Annotated in this window: 13 protein-coding genes; 4 read left to right on the top strand and 9 right to left on the bottom strand. The window is 57.9% G+C overall.

All coding sequences use genetic code 11. From position 1 onward, the window contains the following. Positions 1–278: 278 nt before the first annotated feature. The 9 genes from ABNP46_RS14260 to ABNP46_RS14220 form a co-directional block, all read right to left on the bottom strand. Positions 279–1196: a hypothetical protein gene (locus tag ABNP46_RS14260; RefSeq protein ID WP_349918656.1), complete on the bottom strand. Its 918-nt coding sequence runs from the start codon at positions 1194–1196 to the stop codon at positions 279–281. Positions 1197–1273: 77 nt separating this feature from the next. Next, the gene (locus ABNP46_RS14255; RefSeq protein ID WP_349918654.1) at positions 1274–2779 is read right to left on the bottom strand and encodes an ATP-dependent nuclease; all 1506 of its coding nucleotides are present in this window, start codon (positions 2777–2779) and stop codon (positions 1274–1276) included. A 122-nt stretch (positions 2780–2901) separates the two neighbouring features. Further along, the gene (locus ABNP46_RS14250) at positions 2902–3048 is read right to left on the bottom strand and encodes an AAA family ATPase (protein ID WP_349918652.1); all 147 of its coding nucleotides are present in this window, start codon (positions 3046–3048) and stop codon (positions 2902–2904) included. 1159 nt (positions 3049–4207) lie between these two features. Further along, a complete protein-coding gene (trpA, locus tag ABNP46_RS14245; RefSeq protein WP_349918650.1) occupies positions 4208–5017 on the bottom strand; it encodes a tryptophan synthase subunit alpha in 810 nt (269 codons plus the stop codon). Then, entirely contained in the window at positions 5014–6219 is a 1206-nt protein-coding gene (gene trpB, locus ABNP46_RS14240) for a tryptophan synthase subunit beta (RefSeq protein WP_349918648.1), read from the bottom strand. Before trpB ends, trpA begins: the two co-directional genes overlap by 4 nt. Before the next feature lie 88 nt (positions 6220–6307). After that, positions 6308–7825, bottom strand: a complete 1518-nt coding sequence (gene trpCF, locus ABNP46_RS14235) for a bifunctional indole-3-glycerol-phosphate synthase TrpC/phosphoribosylanthranilate isomerase TrpF (RefSeq protein ID WP_349918646.1) — start codon at positions 7823–7825, stop codon at positions 6308–6310. Then, on the bottom strand, positions 7825–8838 hold the full coding sequence (gene trpD, locus ABNP46_RS14230) for an anthranilate phosphoribosyltransferase (protein ID WP_349918644.1): 1014 nt from the start codon (positions 8836–8838) through the stop codon (positions 7825–7827). Before trpD ends, trpCF begins: the two co-directional genes overlap by 1 nt. Positions 8839–8848: 10 nt before the next feature. Beyond that, positions 8849–9448 carry an aminodeoxychorismate/anthranilate synthase component II gene (locus ABNP46_RS14225; RefSeq protein ID WP_349918642.1) on the bottom strand — a complete coding sequence of 200 codons (600 nt, stop codon included), beginning with the start codon at positions 9446–9448 and terminating at the stop codon, positions 8849–8851. An 80-nt stretch (positions 9449–9528) separates the two neighbouring features. Next, the gene (locus ABNP46_RS14220; protein ID WP_349918640.1) at positions 9529–11178 is read right to left on the bottom strand and encodes an anthranilate synthase component 1; all 1650 of its coding nucleotides are present in this window, start codon (positions 11176–11178) and stop codon (positions 9529–9531) included. A 425-nt stretch (positions 11179–11603) separates the two neighbouring features. On the opposite strand from ABNP46_RS14220, the gene rnm reads away from it, so the two are divergent. The 4 genes from rnm to scpB all read left to right on the top strand — a co-directional run bounded on the left by rnm (position 11604) and on the right by scpB (position 14686). Then, positions 11604–12485 carry an RNase RNM gene (gene rnm, locus ABNP46_RS14215; protein ID WP_349918638.1) on the top strand — a complete coding sequence of 294 codons (882 nt, stop codon included), beginning with the start codon at positions 11604–11606 and terminating at the stop codon, positions 12483–12485. Between the two features lie 141 nt (positions 12486–12626). Next, on the top strand, positions 12627–13247 hold the full coding sequence (locus tag ABNP46_RS14210; protein WP_349918636.1) for an L-threonylcarbamoyladenylate synthase: 621 nt from the start codon (positions 12627–12629) through the stop codon (positions 13245–13247). After that, the gene (locus ABNP46_RS14205) at positions 13240–14118 is read left to right on the top strand and encodes a segregation and condensation protein A (RefSeq protein WP_434476149.1); all 879 of its coding nucleotides are present in this window, start codon (positions 13240–13242) and stop codon (positions 14116–14118) included. Before ABNP46_RS14210 ends, ABNP46_RS14205 begins: the two co-directional genes overlap by 8 nt. Further along, a complete protein-coding gene (gene scpB, locus ABNP46_RS14200) occupies positions 14102–14686 on the top strand; it encodes an SMC-Scp complex subunit ScpB (RefSeq protein WP_349918634.1) in 585 nt (194 codons plus the stop codon). The genes ABNP46_RS14205 and scpB overlap by 17 nt, the downstream gene beginning before the upstream one ends. Position 14687 lies beyond the last annotated feature (1 nt).

Raw genomic sequence — 14687 nt, 5'->3', positions numbered from 1 at the left:
ATCATGCCAGTCGAAATTTACTATTTATATCCCAGGGGATAAACCAAATTGGGTAAAAGATATCCGATTTCTTGTGTCTTTATTATATTCGGCCTTGCTCAGAAAAATTGGCGCCCTATTTTTTCAAACTTTACGGTGTGATTATTAAAGATTGCAGTATCGAAAAATAGTGTCGTACTTTTCGTCTACTTCATCCACTGAACTCCCTTTAGCATATAACGCTTTAGCTTTACGGTGCACTGGAGAGCTGCTTGTGTGCGTTCGAATATAGCCATTTATTACCCTTTATTTTTGGGAGTAATGAACACGGTTGAGATACCTTGAGGGTCATCACTAGCGGGGAACTCACCCTCAAAGCTGTTATTTAATGCTCTAAAACAATCGGTATCGTTAGAATTTAGAGAAAACGATATTTGCTGCTTTTTACCCCTTGCAGTTCCCCCTGAAGAGGCCAGCGTCTCATTTATCAATAAAGTTATCAGTCGATCCCAGTCATCAGACATGTTGCCAAAAATGAAGTGTTTCCCTAGTGAATTAATGGGGCGAGTAATCATACCCAAAATTGCTTCACTGTATGTCTCTGAGTATGAGGCAGGTGGCCATATTGTTTGCCACGAAGGGATTGTCATGGGCCATCGTCTAGCTTTAGCGTCCTTGATTTGCAAGAAAGTACAGTGTTCGAGACGTGAATTTTCATAAGAAGGAAGTTTGAACTCACAGTTGATTTTTGGATTCAATGGACTCGGGCTGCTACCTAGTGTAGTAGATGTTTGACTGCTTAGTAAAAACTTTGGAGCAGTTCCCAGAAGTCTCAGCTCGGTTTTTGTTGATTTATTCGAAATTGAGATTCGGTTGTAGCTTTTTCCTCTTTTTGCTTGAACAAGAAGAGCCCTGCCAGCTTTTCTGTTTTCGTCATCCCAAGTAACAATTAAAAGGTCCGCTAGTTCACAACTTGGCTTGAGCCAAGCACCATTTCTTTGTGTATACCAGCACTGGGGAGTATGGTCGACCCAAATAGAAGTTACAGAGACACATGGATGACCTAGTCTGCAAAGATCAGAATTCAAACTATCTGCCCAAAGCCAGAGTCCAGGCGGATGGTGAACCACCCTCAAATAGTCTCTTTCGACTGGGAAAGGGCCCTCAAAATGCAGAGCATAGTGCCAAATAAATTCAAAGGTAGATTCTAAGTTCATAATTTTCCTTATGGATAATATCCGCATTTTCGGTCGCTCTGGAGCAAAGTGGAAGACAGTCTGACAAAATGTACATGTTAGTCCTTAGCGTCATATATTGTGCGAATCTTTTGTTGCATTTCAGCTGACATAGTAAAACCTTGTGCAGTAATGTGGCTCAATGCGACATATGGTTTGCTGCTGCCACCATTTGGCAATCCAAGCTCTTCTTCAATATCGTTCATAAGAACAACAGAGCTACCCACATTAGCGTCAATTTCTTCTTCAATCTTTTGAGTAGATCTATCAGCGGACGCTATTGCATCTACACCTTTATGCACCTGATGATCTCGATCATAAACAGCTACATAGGGTATAGAGAATTTGTTCATGAGTCTGACATAAAGCGGGATATTGTCCTTCGAGCCACAATCTATGAGCGTGTATTCATATTTGAAAACATTGAGCTGCTTTGCTAACAGTGGTAGTACAGTCTTTTCTGTTGCTCCTTCTAACAGAACTACTTTGCTTGCAAAGAACAATTCACCACGATCAGGATTGATCCAGTAGGATAGGTTAAAATCTTTCTTGGTATCGCCTTCAAATAATTCATCAGTGCATTGTTTAATCTTAGTTCCGCTAATTTCATCTACTTTTGTTGCTATATAAATTGATTTGTATCGCTCAACATCAATAAGTCCACTTGAATGCGTACAAAGGATTACTTGACTACCGGATTCAGACAAACCTACAAATGAGTCAAAAAGCGATCTTTGTGCTTGCGGGTGAAGATAAAGCTCTGGTTCTTCAAAAATGAAGTATCTAGAATTTGATGCTCTTCTAGTTCCATTACCTTCTTCATCTCCAGCAACAGCTTCTGCGATAGTTCTTTTTGCGACAACTTGTATCAATGCAACAGTTAATGCCCTTTGTAAGCCGTGACCCTTTCGCTTTATATCTGTTCTAACACCGTCATTCACCCATACTTGAGTATTAGCTTTAAATACACTCTCAATATCTGGGGCGTTTACTTCAATATCTACTGTTGCCCCCCAAGATATCATTTCATTAGTAATCTCTTGCTCAAAGGCTGCTAGTTGTTGAGGGCGATCATTATTATCCTTTCCCTCATGATCTTTTTTGTTTAGAGTGGCGAATAGCTGGCCTAGTTTTTCTTTAGTTTCCCTCCATTCCTCATTATGCTCTGACATTAAAGCCACCACATCAGCGTACATCTTCCCGAAAACGCTAGAATCCTTTGAGGAAAAATCGTCTGAGGCCTCTTTAACTGCAGGAATAAAATACACATCTCCAAATATTCCTTTGGCAACGGTTTTTAACCCCAGAAAGTTTGTAACCTCTAGTTCAAAGTTGAACATGACATTAGCTTTATGTTGTGCAATGTATTCGTTTTGAGCATCAATAATATTTTGCCTAGTTATACGCCCAGAGTTAGGAATGAATTGATGTAATGGCAAGGTGCTTGCCAGCTCTCTATTTGTATAAGCGGATGCATTTGCTTCTTTAAGCCAATCATCTGACGGATTCTCAATATATCCGCGATATTCAAAGCTACCACCTAGATATGCTAATTTTCTGACCACGATCTTATCTTCAGAAGTAAGATACTTTTTGAAGGTAGTTTTATCAGATTCGTCTAAATTTCCAAATTTAATCTCGACGAAGAGTTCTGTTGAACCATTGTAAAAATCTAGATCTTGGGCTTTTATTTCGCCAAAAAAAATAACACGGAAGATAGGATATTAGATTTACCATGATTATTCTGCCCGATGATCACCATAAGATCTTGCGCTTGGAGTTTTTCCTCCTTTACAGAGCGCCAATTTTTAATCCATATGTTTTCGATTTTCACAATTATTCCTTATGGCCGAAAAGTAATTAAATGGAAGGCGCTACTAATCCGATAATAGAGTCTTCAATATCTCTATACTTTGCCCTGACAGTCACCACGAAAAACTAATGTAAAATAAATGAATTATCAGAACATCTCTATAAGAAGAACGTGCTCGCTTTATTTCCTTATTTAGACCTTTGTACAAAATATCATCAATGTAAAACCATAATAAGCAGGTTTTTTCGATGTTATTTTGAACTGAGAAAGCTACCGCCCCTGAGTTACAGCCCCCAGCTCGCTGCTTTTAACCTGCGAGATAGCAACAATCGCTGCCATGACGTTCTCCCGAGAGGCTGATTGTCGTTTGGCTATCTTAAGGGGCCGGATTGAGACATGGAAAGAGAGGGATGATAGAAATCTGAGCTAGTTCACCAATTAGTGATTAGCCGCTGTTTTAAGTGAAGTATTGGGTTAACAGAAGTTACGGAAATTCCCCTCACCCCAGCCCTCTCCCGGAGGGAGAGGGGGAAGATCTCAGTTGAAATGCGGGAGTTTATGGCTGGCACTGTTTTGTCTTGATCCCCCTTCAAGCCGCCGAGTCGAACTCTGTGGGTCAGGAGCACCGTCAGGGATGACGGCGCAGCCGCAGCTGGTACAGGGATGTACCATCTGCGGTGTTCCGTCCGATCCAGAGAGTGAGATGAGGGAACCCGCTGTAGGCGGGCGGCTTGGCGGGGGAGAAGACTTTTGGTGACTTTGGGTCTTTCCAAAGTCACTCGCCCCGGCCCGAAGGGCGGGCGAAACCCCGTCGAGGGCGGCGCCCTCGCGTCCTGCGTGGCGAAGCCACGCCATCAGGGGCATCCGCAGGATCAGGAGTTCAGATTAACGCTACCCGGATCGCGAACGTCCGAATACGCGGCGCTATTCGAACCTACGGTTTTGGGTATTAGGCCGAATTGTGCGGGTCAGGCTGGCGAAACCCCATCGAGGACGGAGTCCTCGCGTCCCATGCGGCGCAGCCGCATCACGGATCCTGATGTCCCTCACCCCAGCCTCTCCCAGAGGGCGAGGGGGCAAAGATGTTTGGAGCGAAATAGGGAATAAAAAGGGAGCCCATTCGGGCTCCCTTGTTGCTTAGGGTCAGGGTGATGGGGCCAAGCCCGGCCCGGCCTGGGGATCAGGGGTGGCGGGTCGCCGCCTTCATCCCTTCCACAAACTCCTTGAGGCGCACCAGCATGTGCTCCGGGTTCTGATGGTGGGTCTCGATGATCTTCACCACGGCGGAGCCCGAGATGGCACCGGCGGCGCCGGCCTTGATGGCGTCGCGCACCTGGGCCGGTTCGCTGATGCCAAAGCCGAGCAGGGCGGGGGGCGCCTTGAACTCGCGCAGTGAGTTGATGAGCCCCTCCACCGGCATGCCGGCCTTGGTCTCGGCGCCGGTGACACCGGCGCGGCTCACCAGATAGGTGTAACCGGAGCCGAGCTCCGCCACGGCTTTCAGGGTCTCGGCATCGCCGTTGGGCGGGGCGATAAAGATGCTGTCGATGCCGTACTTGTCGGCTGCGGCCTTGTAGGGCTCGCACATCTGCACCGGCACGTCCGCCACCAGCACGGAATCGACGCCCGCCTGCTGGCATTTCTCGTAGAAGCCGTCAATCTTGCGCACATAGACCAGGTTCGCGTAGACCAAGAGGCCAATGGGCAGCTCCGTGTACTTGGCGCGGATCTTGGCGAGCAGCCCGAAGCAGTCATCCGGGGTGGTGTGGCTGGCAAAAGCGCGCAGGGCCGCCCCCTGAATGGTGGGGCCGTCCGCCACCGGATCCGAGAAGGGAATGCCGAGTTCCAGGGCATCGGCGCCCCCTTCGACCAGGGCATCGACGATGGCGAGCGACAGCTCAGGGGTGGGATCCCCCAGCATCACGAAGGGGACGAAGGCGCCCTGCTTGGCTTGTGCTAACCGGGAGAAGAGTTGTGCGTAGCGATTCATTTGCGGGTTCCTTCTTGTTCGAAGCTCTTTTCCAAAATCTCGGCGACGGTGAAGATGTCCTTGTCGCCACGGCCGGAGAGGTTGACGATCAGCACCTGCTCTTTCTCAGGCTCGCTGCGGGCGAGTTTCAGGGCATGGGCCAGGGCGTGGGAGGACTCCAGTGCCGGAATAATCCCCTCCGATTGGGCCAGTTCCTGGAACGCATCCAGCGCCTCTTTGTCTGTGATGGAGACATATTCTGCCCGGCCGATGGCGGCCAGATGGGCATGCTGGGGGCCGACGGAGGGGAAATCGAGCCCCGCCGAGACGGAGTAGGACTCCTGGATCTGGCCCTGGCTGTCCTGCATCAGGTAGGAGTGCATGCCAAAGAAGACCCCCTTGCTGCCGTGACCGAGCGGCGCACCGTGCTCGCCGCTTTCGATGCCGTGACCACCGGGCTCGACGCCGATCAGGCGCACTTCAGGGTTGTCGATAAAATCGGCGAACATGCCGATGGCATTCGACCCGCCGCCGACGCAGGCGATCACCGCATCGGGCAGGCGCTCCTCCTTCTCGAAGCACTGGGCCTTGGCCTCTTCCCCTATCATCTTCTGGAATTCCCGCACTATGGTGGGGAAGGGGTGAGGGCCGGCGGCGGTGCCGAGCAGGTAGTGGGCGCTGTCGTAATTCGCAGCCCAGTCCCGCAGCGCCTCGTTGCAGGCATCCTTGAGAGTGGATGAGCCGGAGTGCACCGGAATCACGGTGGCGCCCATCAACTTCATGCGAAACACGTTCGGCTTCTGGCGCTCGCAATCCTTGGCGCCCATGTAGACCCGGCACTTGAGGCCAAGCAGGGCGCAGGCCAGGGCCGTGGCGACCCCGTGCTGACCGGCGCCGGTCTCGGCGATGATCTCGGTCTTGCCCATGCGCTTGGCGAGCAGAGCCTGGCCCAGCACCTGGTTGGTCTTGTGGGCGCCGCCGTGCAGCAGATCTTCCCGCTTGAGGTACAGGCGGGTCTTGGTGCCCTTGGTGAGATTGCGAGTCAGGGTGAGGGGGGTCGGGCGACCGGCGTACTCGGTCAGCAGTTCCTCAAACTCGGCGATGAAGGCCGGATCCTTCTTGGCATCGACGAAGGCCTTCTCCAGCTGGAGCAGGGCGGGGACGAGGATCTGGGGCACGTACATGCCGCCAAATTCCCCGAAGAACGGATTGAGCAGAGTCATGGGACTATTCCTTGTATTTATAGGCGAAAGCGATTCATCAATTTGGTGCATGTTCACAGGGCCCGCTTACAGTTGGCGCAGGGCACTCTCACAGTTGGCGCAGGGCGCCAAAGGCCGCGGCGAGTTTCTGGGGATCCTTCTGGCCCGGCGCACTCTCCACACCGGAGTTGAAATCGAGGCCGAGGCAACCGACCTGGGCGGCTTGCAATGCGTTGTCGGCGTTCAGCCCCCCGGCCAGCATCAGGCGGGATTTATCGAGGCCCGTCAGCAGAGACCAGTCGAACGCCTGGCCGGTGCCGCCGCTCTGGCTGCCCACTTTTGTATCCAGCAGCAGGCGATCCGCCGGGAAGTCGAGGTTAGGCAGGGGCTCGCCGCTTGTCTTGTCGAGAGTAATGCCCACGGCCTTCCAGATCTCGCAGCCTGGGGGCAGCAGGGGGCGCAGGCTCTCGATATAGGCGGCGTCTTCATCCCCGTGCAGCTGCACGGCGGCAAGCCCCAGGGCATCCACCGTCTTGGCGATGGTGGCGGCCTGGGCGTTGCGAAACACCCCCACATAGGAAAGGGGTGCGCCGGCCATCACCGCGCGGGCGGCGGGGATGTCCACGTAGCGGGGGCTCTTGGATACGAAGATGAGGCCGCCAAACACCGCGCCGGCCTGATGGGCGGCGGCGGCATCCTCGGGGCGGGTCAGGCCGCACACCTTGTTCTGGCCCAAGGTGAGCTTGCGCACCACGGCTTCGAGATCCGCCTCTTCCATCAGGGACGACCCCACCAGGAAGCCCTTGGCGTGCTGGCGCAATTCGGCCACCTGGGTGCGGTTGCGGATGCCGGACTCGCTGATGACAACCCGATCCGCCGGGATGCGGGAGGCCAGCTGGCCGGTGCGAGCGATGTCGACACTCAAGTCCCGCAGATCCCGGTTGTTGATGCCGATGACAGGGGCGCCCAGTGCGATGGCGCGCTCCAGCTCTTCTTCATTGCTCACCTCGGTCAGCACCCCGAGACCCAGCTCCTTGGCAACCGCAAACAGGGTGTTATAGCCCTCGTCGGTGAGCACGGAGAGCATCAGCAGGATGGCATCCGCCTGATAATGGCGGGCCAGATAGACCTGATAGGGGTCGATCATAAAGTCCTTGCACAGCACCGGCTGCTGGACGCGGCTGCGCACCCTCGGCAGAAACGCGAAATCCCCCTGGAAAAACTTCTCGTCGGTCAGCACAGAGATGGCGGTGGCGTATTTGCCATAGACATCGGCGATGGCCTCGGGGCTGAAGTCATTGCGGATCAGGCCCTTGGAGGGAGAAGCCTTCTTGCACTCTAAAATAAAGCGGGTGGAGCCTGCCCGCAGTTGCCCTTCGAAGTCCCGATCGCTTGGCACCAGAGCGGCCTTGAAGCTCTCCAGCGGCTGGGCTTCCTTGCGGGTCGCAATCCAGCCCTGCTTGGCGGCCACTATCTTGCCGAGGATGGTCTGGTTGATGGAGTCCATGTTCAAGAAAGCATGGGGGGCAATGACGTCTGACATCTCGTTATCCTTGCGAAGCTGTGAACTGCCCTTCGGGCGTTCTGAGTGAGTGCCTTGTGGGCTCTCTTTGGTCGTGGCTGACATCATGCCTCCTGATGGCTCAGGGTGGCCAGCGCCTTGGCGAGGGCGCTGCACTCGCCGCTGGCTAGCTTGGCCAGCACCAGGGCGGCGGCTTGCTTGAAGTCCGGCGCCTTGCCCGCCATCACCAGCAGGGGGGCCACGTTGGCGGCGATGGCGGCGTTGTGGGCCGGGCTGCCTTCACCCGCCAGGATGGCGGCCGTGATGGCGCGGTTCTCTTCCGGCTCACCCCCCTGGATGGCGCTGACCGGGTAGGTCTCGAGGCCAAAGTCCGCCGGGGTGATCAGGTACTCGCGGATCTCGCCGTCCCGGATCTCGGCGACCTGGGTCGGACCGTGGATGGCGATCTCGTCGAGGCCGGCGCCGTGTACCACCATACCGGTTTTCAGACCCAGTGCCAGCAGGGTTTCGGCGATGGGGCGCACCAGTTCCGGCGCATAGACCCCCATCAACTGGTAGGTGGGGCGGGCCGGGTTGATAAGGGGCCCCAAGACGTTAAATAAAGTGCGGGTCTTGAGGGCCTGGCGCACCGGCATGGCGTGGCGCACCCCGGCGTGATACTGGGGGGCGAACAGGAAACAGATGCCGAGCTCGTCGAGGCAACGGCGGGCCTGCTCTGGGCTCATGTCGAGCTTGATCCCCATCTTGTCGAGCAGGTCGCTCGAGCCGGACTTGCTCGAGACGGAGCGGTTGCCGTGCTTGGCGACCTTGAGGCCACAGGCGGCGGCCACCAGAGCCGAGGTGGTGGAGACGTTGATGGTGTTGAGGCCATCACCGCCGGTACCGACGATGTCGCAGAAGGCATAATCCGGGCGCGGGAAGTCGCGGGCCTCGGCCAGGAGCGCATCGGCGGCGCCGGCGATCTCCTCCGGGGTCTCCCCCTTGAGTTTGAGGGCGGTGAGCAGGCTTGAGAGCACGATGGGATCCACTTCGCCGCGCACGACCTGACCGAAGGCATCGCGTGCTTCATCGCGCGACAGAGACAGCCCCTGATAGAGGGTATTGAGATGGTGATGCATGGGGGTCTCCTTACCGCACCGTACTTTCGGGACGCGTCACGTGGGCGAGGGCCTGGGTGAGCAGGCGGGCCCCTTCGCTGGTCATGATGGATTCTGGATGGAACTGGAAGCCGAGCACGCGTTCGCCGCTCTGCTCGACAGCCATGGGCATGCCCTGATAGTGGGCAATCACCTGCAGTTCTTCCGGCACATAGGTCGCGACCAGGGAGTGGTAGCGGGCCACCGGCAGCGGGCTCGGCAGACCGGCGAAGGCGCCGTGGCCGTTGTGCTCGATCAAGGAGCGCTTGCCGTGGACGATTTCACCCGCCGCCCCGACTGTGCCGCCATAGGCTTCACACAGGGCCTGATGACCGAGGCAGATGCCGATGATGGGCACCCGGCCACGGGCCAGCTTGATGAGCTCGATGAGGCAACCCGCCTCGTGGGGGGCTCCCGGGCCCGGCGAGAGCACCAGCACGGCGTCGCCACCGGCGGCTTCGATCTCATTCATGATGCGGCTCGCCGGCAGGCTGTTGCGGTAGATGCGCACCGGATAGCCCAGGGTGCGGAACTGATCCACCAAGTTATAAGTGAACGAATCGAAGTTATCGAGCAGGAAAATATTAGTCATGATACTGCTCCTTCGAAGGGCGGAACTGATCGGCAACCTGGCAGTAAGTGAACGAGTCGAAGTTATCGAGCAGGAAGATGTTAGTCATGGCGCGCCTCCTTGTGCTTCTCTGACTGGTGCTCCTGCAGACTCAGGGCCTGCAGGGAGGTGCCATGGCTGGCGGCGATGGCGGCCAGCACGGCGGCGGCCTTGGCGCGGGTCTCGTCCGCTTCGGCTTGGGGCTTGGAATCATAGACGACGCCGGCACCGGCCTGGACATGGGCAACACCGTCTTTCACGAAGGCGGAGCGGATGACGATGCAGGTGTCCATCTCCCCCTCACCGTTGAGGTAGCCCACGGCGCCGCCGTAGCTGCCACGGCGCTTGCCTTCCACCATGCGAATGAGCTCGCTGGCGCGCAGCTTGGGGGCACCGGTCAGGGTGCCCATGTTCATGCAGGCCTGATAGGCGTGCAGGGCATCCAGATCGGCGCGCAGGGTGCCCACCACCCGGGAGACTAGGTGCATCACGTGGCTGTAGCGATCCACTTTCAGCAAGTCTTTGACGTAGCGGGTGCCGGGCTCGGAGATGCGGGCTATGTCGTTGCGACCCAGATCCACCAGCATCAGGTGCTCGGCGACCTCTTTCTCGTCCTGGCGCAGCTCCAGCTCGATGCGGCCGTCCAGATCCAGATTGATGCTGCCGTCCGGGTTGAGGCCACGGCGGCGGGTGCCGGCGATGGGGTACATTTCCACCTGGCGGCTGCCCGCCTCGAACTTGACCGCGCTCTCCGGGGAGGCGCCAAACAGGGTGAAGCCCTCATCCTGCACGTAGAACATGTAGGGGCTGGGGTTGGTCTGCTTGAGACGACGGTAGGCGGCGACGGGCTCGGGGCAAGGCAGGGAGAAGCTGCGGGACGGCACCACCTGGAAGATGTCGCCACGGCGGATAAAGCCCTTGAGCTTCTCCACCTCGGCGCAGAACTGCTTGTCGTTCTTGTCGACCGCCAGCGCCCCGGCCAGGGGCTGGGTCGCCTGTTGTCTGGGTTGCGGCTGCTGACAGGCCAGCTTGAAGGTCTCGAGGCGGGCGGTCAGGCGGGCATAGCGCTCGTCGAGCTGGCTGTCGTCTTCGTCACCGCCGCCGAAGAGGCAGGCCAGCAACTGGGTACTCTGCTTAATGTGATCTATGGTGATCAGGGTCTCGGCCACATAGAAGCAGTAGTCGGGGCAGTCGTTGCTGCCCTCCGGCACTTGTGGCAGATCCTCGAAGGAGGCGATGAGGTCGTAGGCGAAGCTGCCCCCCATAAACAGCGCGTCCTTGCCGAGCTGGCATTGCAGCTCCCGTTGCAGGGTGCGCAGCACGTCCAGCACGCTGATCCCCTTGAGACGGCTGTCTTCGTCAAGCTCCCGATCGGAGGCCGGGAAGGCGAGGCAGAGCTCGCCATCGTCCAGGGTGCGGGTGATGAGGGCGGGCAGACGCTCATCGAGCAGGGTCTGCAGGCGCTCGCCGTTGTCGTTGAGGGCGCGTACCCGCACGGTGCGACCGCGGCACTCGATGCGCAGGCAAGCATCCACCAGCAGCAGGCTCTGGGTGCCGGCCTTGGAGTCGATCTCCACGGATTCCAGCAGCAGGTTGTTGGGGCGGCCCTCGCAGAGCTGGCTGTAAAGCGCCAGCGGGTCTGTCACATAGGGGGCGTTGAGCCGGATGGTATCGAATTCGCCCAGGGGTAACCGGGTCTTGTTGGCTGTCATGATGCGTTCCCTTGCAGCTGTTCTGTGTAACCGATGTTCATGATGTTGAGTCTCTTGAAAATGGATGGATGGGGTTGCCTCAGTGGGCCCGCCATCGCCCTGCTTGTGCGCTGATCAGAATTCTCGGTTTCATCAGATGTCCATTTGCCGGATAATAAAAAAGCCCGCTGGGGTCAGCGGGCTTTTTCTCTGGGTTCTTTATTTGCTGTCAGATTTCAGGTACAGCAACGACCACACGCCCGCATGTCAGGGAATGTGCCACCACCAGCTATGGGTCAGGGTGATTGTCGTTTGCATGATAAAATCCTGTATCGATCTGTTTGCACTTGAAGTGTCTACAGAAAACGCTAAAGCCGCGGCCAAGTCAAGTCGCTTTTTTGCCGCTTTTTGCCAAGCGGACCCGTTGATAAGAGCGAAACACGCCGATGAGATTCGATCTGCATTGTCATACCACGGCTTCCGATGGGGTACTTTCTCCCTCGGAACTGGTGCGCCGCGCCGCCGAAAAAGGGGTCGAGGTGTTAGCGGTCACTGACCACGATACCCTCGCCGGGCTTGATGAAATTCGCGAAGCGATCAAGGCCGAGCAACTGCCCCTGCGACTGGTGAGCGGGGTCGAGATCTCCACCGGTTGGGAGCATCACGAGATCCACATCGTGGCGCTCGGGGTGGATGAACAAAATCCAGGACTCACCGCCTTTCTGGCCGCCCAACTGGCCCGTCGGGAGGCCCGCGCCGAAGAGATCGGGCGGCGTCTCGAGAAGTGCCAGCTGCCCGGCACCTATGAAGAGGCCAAGGCCCTGGCCGGCGACGCTGCCGTCACCCGTGCCCATTTCGCCCGGGTGCTGATGGCGCGCGGGGTGGCGGACAACATGCAGAAGGTATTCAAGAAGTACCTGAGCCGGGGCAACAAGGGTTATGTGCCCGCCGAGTGGCCCGAGATGGCGGTGGCCATCGAGGCCATCCATGGCGCCGGTGGTCTGGCGGTGCTGGCCCACCCCAGCCGCTACGATCTCACCGCCAAGTGGATCAAACGGCTGCTGGTGGCCTTCAGGGCTGCCGGTGGCGATGCCATGGAGGTCTCCCTGCCCCAGCAGAGCCCCCAGGAGCGGGCCAACCTCGGTCAGTGGGCCAAGGAGCACGATCTCTACATCTCGGTGGGGTCGGATTTCCACTTCCCCTCCAGCTGGACCGAGCTCGGTCGTCACCTCTGGCTGCCCAAGGAGGGAATGCCGCTCTGGCTCGGCTATCCCGGCCATTTTGGCCTCAGCCCCGAGGAGCATGCCAGCCTGCTGGCCGCCCGCTGAGGCGCGGATCGGGAGGCTGAGAAGCCAATTTTAACTTTTGGCGCGAGCGAGTCTTCGCCAAAGGCGTTAAGGTAGTGTCATGGGCGCAGGCCCTTGACCATGAAGCGGGCACGCCGCGTGCCCCTATCGCGAGAACAGCATATGAGTCAGCATTTTTACGTACACCCGGACAACCCCCAGGCCCGTCTCATCGGCCAGGCGGTACAGATCCTGAAAAACGGCGGCGTCATCGTCTATCCCACCGACTCCGGTTATGCCCTGGGCTGCCAGATGGGCAACAAGGATGCCCTCGAGCGTATCTGCCGCATCCGCCGCATCGAGCCGAACCATGATTTCACCCTGGTGTGCCGGGATCTCTCCGAAATCGCCACCTACGCCAAGGTGGACAACGGCGCGTTTCGCCTGATCAAGAACAATACCCCGGGGGCTTATACCTTCATCTTCAAGGCGACCAAGGAAGTACCGCGCCGCCTGATGAACGAGAAGAAGAAGACCATCGGCATCCGGGTACCCGCCAACAACATCGCCCTCGCGTTGCTGGAAGAGCTCGGTGAGCCCCTGCTCTCCACCACCCTGATCCTGCCGGGCTCCGAGATGGCGGAGTTCGACCCGGAAGAGATCGCCGACAAGCTCGGCAAGCAGCTGGATCTGGTGGTCAACGGCGGTTATCTCGGCGAGCAGCCCACCACAGTGGTGGACTTCTCCGACGACGAACCCGTGCTGCGTCGTCGCGGCGCCGGGGATCCCACGCCGTTTGAATAAGGCCGCCGACACGGCGACCCGGGATCCGGGTGAGGGCAACCAGCCCCCGCCCGTCCCGGCGCCGCCCATCGCCACCGTCCTGGGGCAGCCCTACCATGAGCTGCCCCAGGATTTGTTTATTCCGCCGGATGCGCTTGAGGTGTTCCTCGACACCTTCGAGGGGCCTCTCGATCTCTTGCTCTACCTCATCCGTCGCCAGCAGCTGGATATCCTGAACCTGCCCATCTTGCAGATCACCGCCCAGTACATGGAGTACGTGGAGCTGATGCAGGGGCTGAACCTGGAGCTTGCCGCGGAATACCTGCTGATGGCGGCCTGGCTCGCGGAGATCAAATCCCGCCTGCTGCTGCCCAAGGCGCCGGAGCTGGAGGATGACGAGGAAGGGGAAGATCCCCGCGTGACCCTCATCCGTCGCCTGCAGGAGTACGAGCGCTACAAGCTGGGGGCCGAGCGGCTGGACGCTTCGCCCAGGGTGGAGCGGGAGATCTATGTGGCGAGCGCCTTGCCGCCGGATTTCGGCGCCTTGAAGCCACTCACGCCCGATGTTTCACTGGTTGAGCTCGCCCTTTACATGCAAAGTGTGGTAAAACGCGCGACTCATTTTGAGCATCACCAGATCCGCCGGGAGCAGATCCCGACCCGGGTGCGCATGGCGGAGATCCTGGCCATGTTGTCCCTGGGCCAGACCCTGCGCCTCGATCAGGTGGTCAAGGCCGAGGAGGGGCGCATGGGGGTATTGGTGACCTTCCTGGCGCTGCTGGAGCTGTGCAAGGAGTCGCTTATCTGGATTTTGCAGGCCGAGCCGCTCGGTCCCATCCACTTTGCATTGGCCAGTGCGTCCGAGGAGGGCAACCATGGCGCTGCCCACTGAGCGGCTGAAGACATTGATCGAGGCGGCGCTCTTCGTCGCCGGTCGCCCGCTCTCGGTGAGTGAACTCAAGGGGGGCGTGCTCTCGGACTACCCGGTCACCGGTCGCTACGTGCAACTGCTGCTGGCCGAGCTCAAGAAAGAGTACGAGACGCGGGGGGTGGAGCTCAAGGAGGTCGCCTCCGGCTGGCGCTTCCAGGCCCGCCAGGAGTATGCCGAGGAGCTCTCGAGGCTCTGGAGCGAGAGGGCACCGCGCTACTCGCGGGCCGTGATGGAGACGCTGACCCTGATCGCCTATCGCCAGCCCATTACCCGGGCCGAGATTGAAGCCATCCGTGGGGTGGCGGTGTCGAGCCAGATCGTCAATACCCTCAAGGATCGTGGCTGGGTGCGCAGCATCGGCCACAAGGAGGTGGTGGGGCGCCCCGAGCTGCTCGCCACCACCCGGGAGTTTCTGGATTATTTCAATTTGCGCAGCCTGGAGCAGCTCCCCGAGCTGGACCCCGAGCTGCAGACCCCCCTCGCCGGTTTGTCCGGGGAAGGGCAGGGCGGCCAGAGCGTGCCGTCATGAG

The organism is Aeromonas veronii, assembly GCF_040215105.1.
Taxonomy (GTDB): Bacteria; Pseudomonadota; Gammaproteobacteria; order Enterobacterales; family Aeromonadaceae; genus Aeromonas; species Aeromonas veronii_G.
The sequence above is the reverse complement of the archived record's forward strand: the minus strand, read 5'-3'. Positions and strand labels throughout refer to the sequence as shown.

Coding starts and splice junctions, on each gene's coding strand:
- ABNP46_RS14260 (WP_349918656.1), bottom strand. CDS start 1,196: ATGAACTTAGAATCTACCTTTGAATTTATTTGGCACTATGCTCTGCAT.
- trpA (WP_349918650.1), bottom strand. CDS start 5,017: ATGAATCGCTACGCACAACTCTTCTCCCGGTTAGCACAAGCCAAGCAG.
- trpB (WP_349918648.1), bottom strand. CDS start 6,219: ATGACTCTGCTCAATCCGTTCTTCGGGGAATTTGGCGGCATGTACGTG.
- trpCF (WP_349918646.1), bottom strand. CDS start 7,825: ATGTCAGCCACGACCAAAGAGAGCCCACAAGGCACTCACTCAGAACGC.
- trpD (WP_349918644.1), bottom strand. CDS start 8,838: ATGCATCACCATCTCAATACCCTCTATCAGGGGCTGTCTCTGTCGCGC.
- ABNP46_RS14225 (WP_349918642.1), bottom strand. CDS start 9,448: ATGACTAATATTTTCCTGCTCGATAACTTCGATTCGTTCACTTATAAC.
- ABNP46_RS14220 (WP_349918640.1), bottom strand. CDS start 11,178: ATGACAGCCAACAAGACCCGGTTACCCCTGGGCGAATTCGATACCATC.
- rnm (WP_349918638.1), top strand. CDS start 11,604: ATGAGATTCGATCTGCATTGTCATACCACGGCTTCCGATGGGGTACTT.
- ABNP46_RS14210 (WP_349918636.1), top strand. CDS start 12,627: ATGAGTCAGCATTTTTACGTACACCCGGACAACCCCCAGGCCCGTCTC.
- scpB (WP_349918634.1), top strand. CDS start 14,102: ATGGCGCTGCCCACTGAGCGGCTGAAGACATTGATCGAGGCGGCGCTC.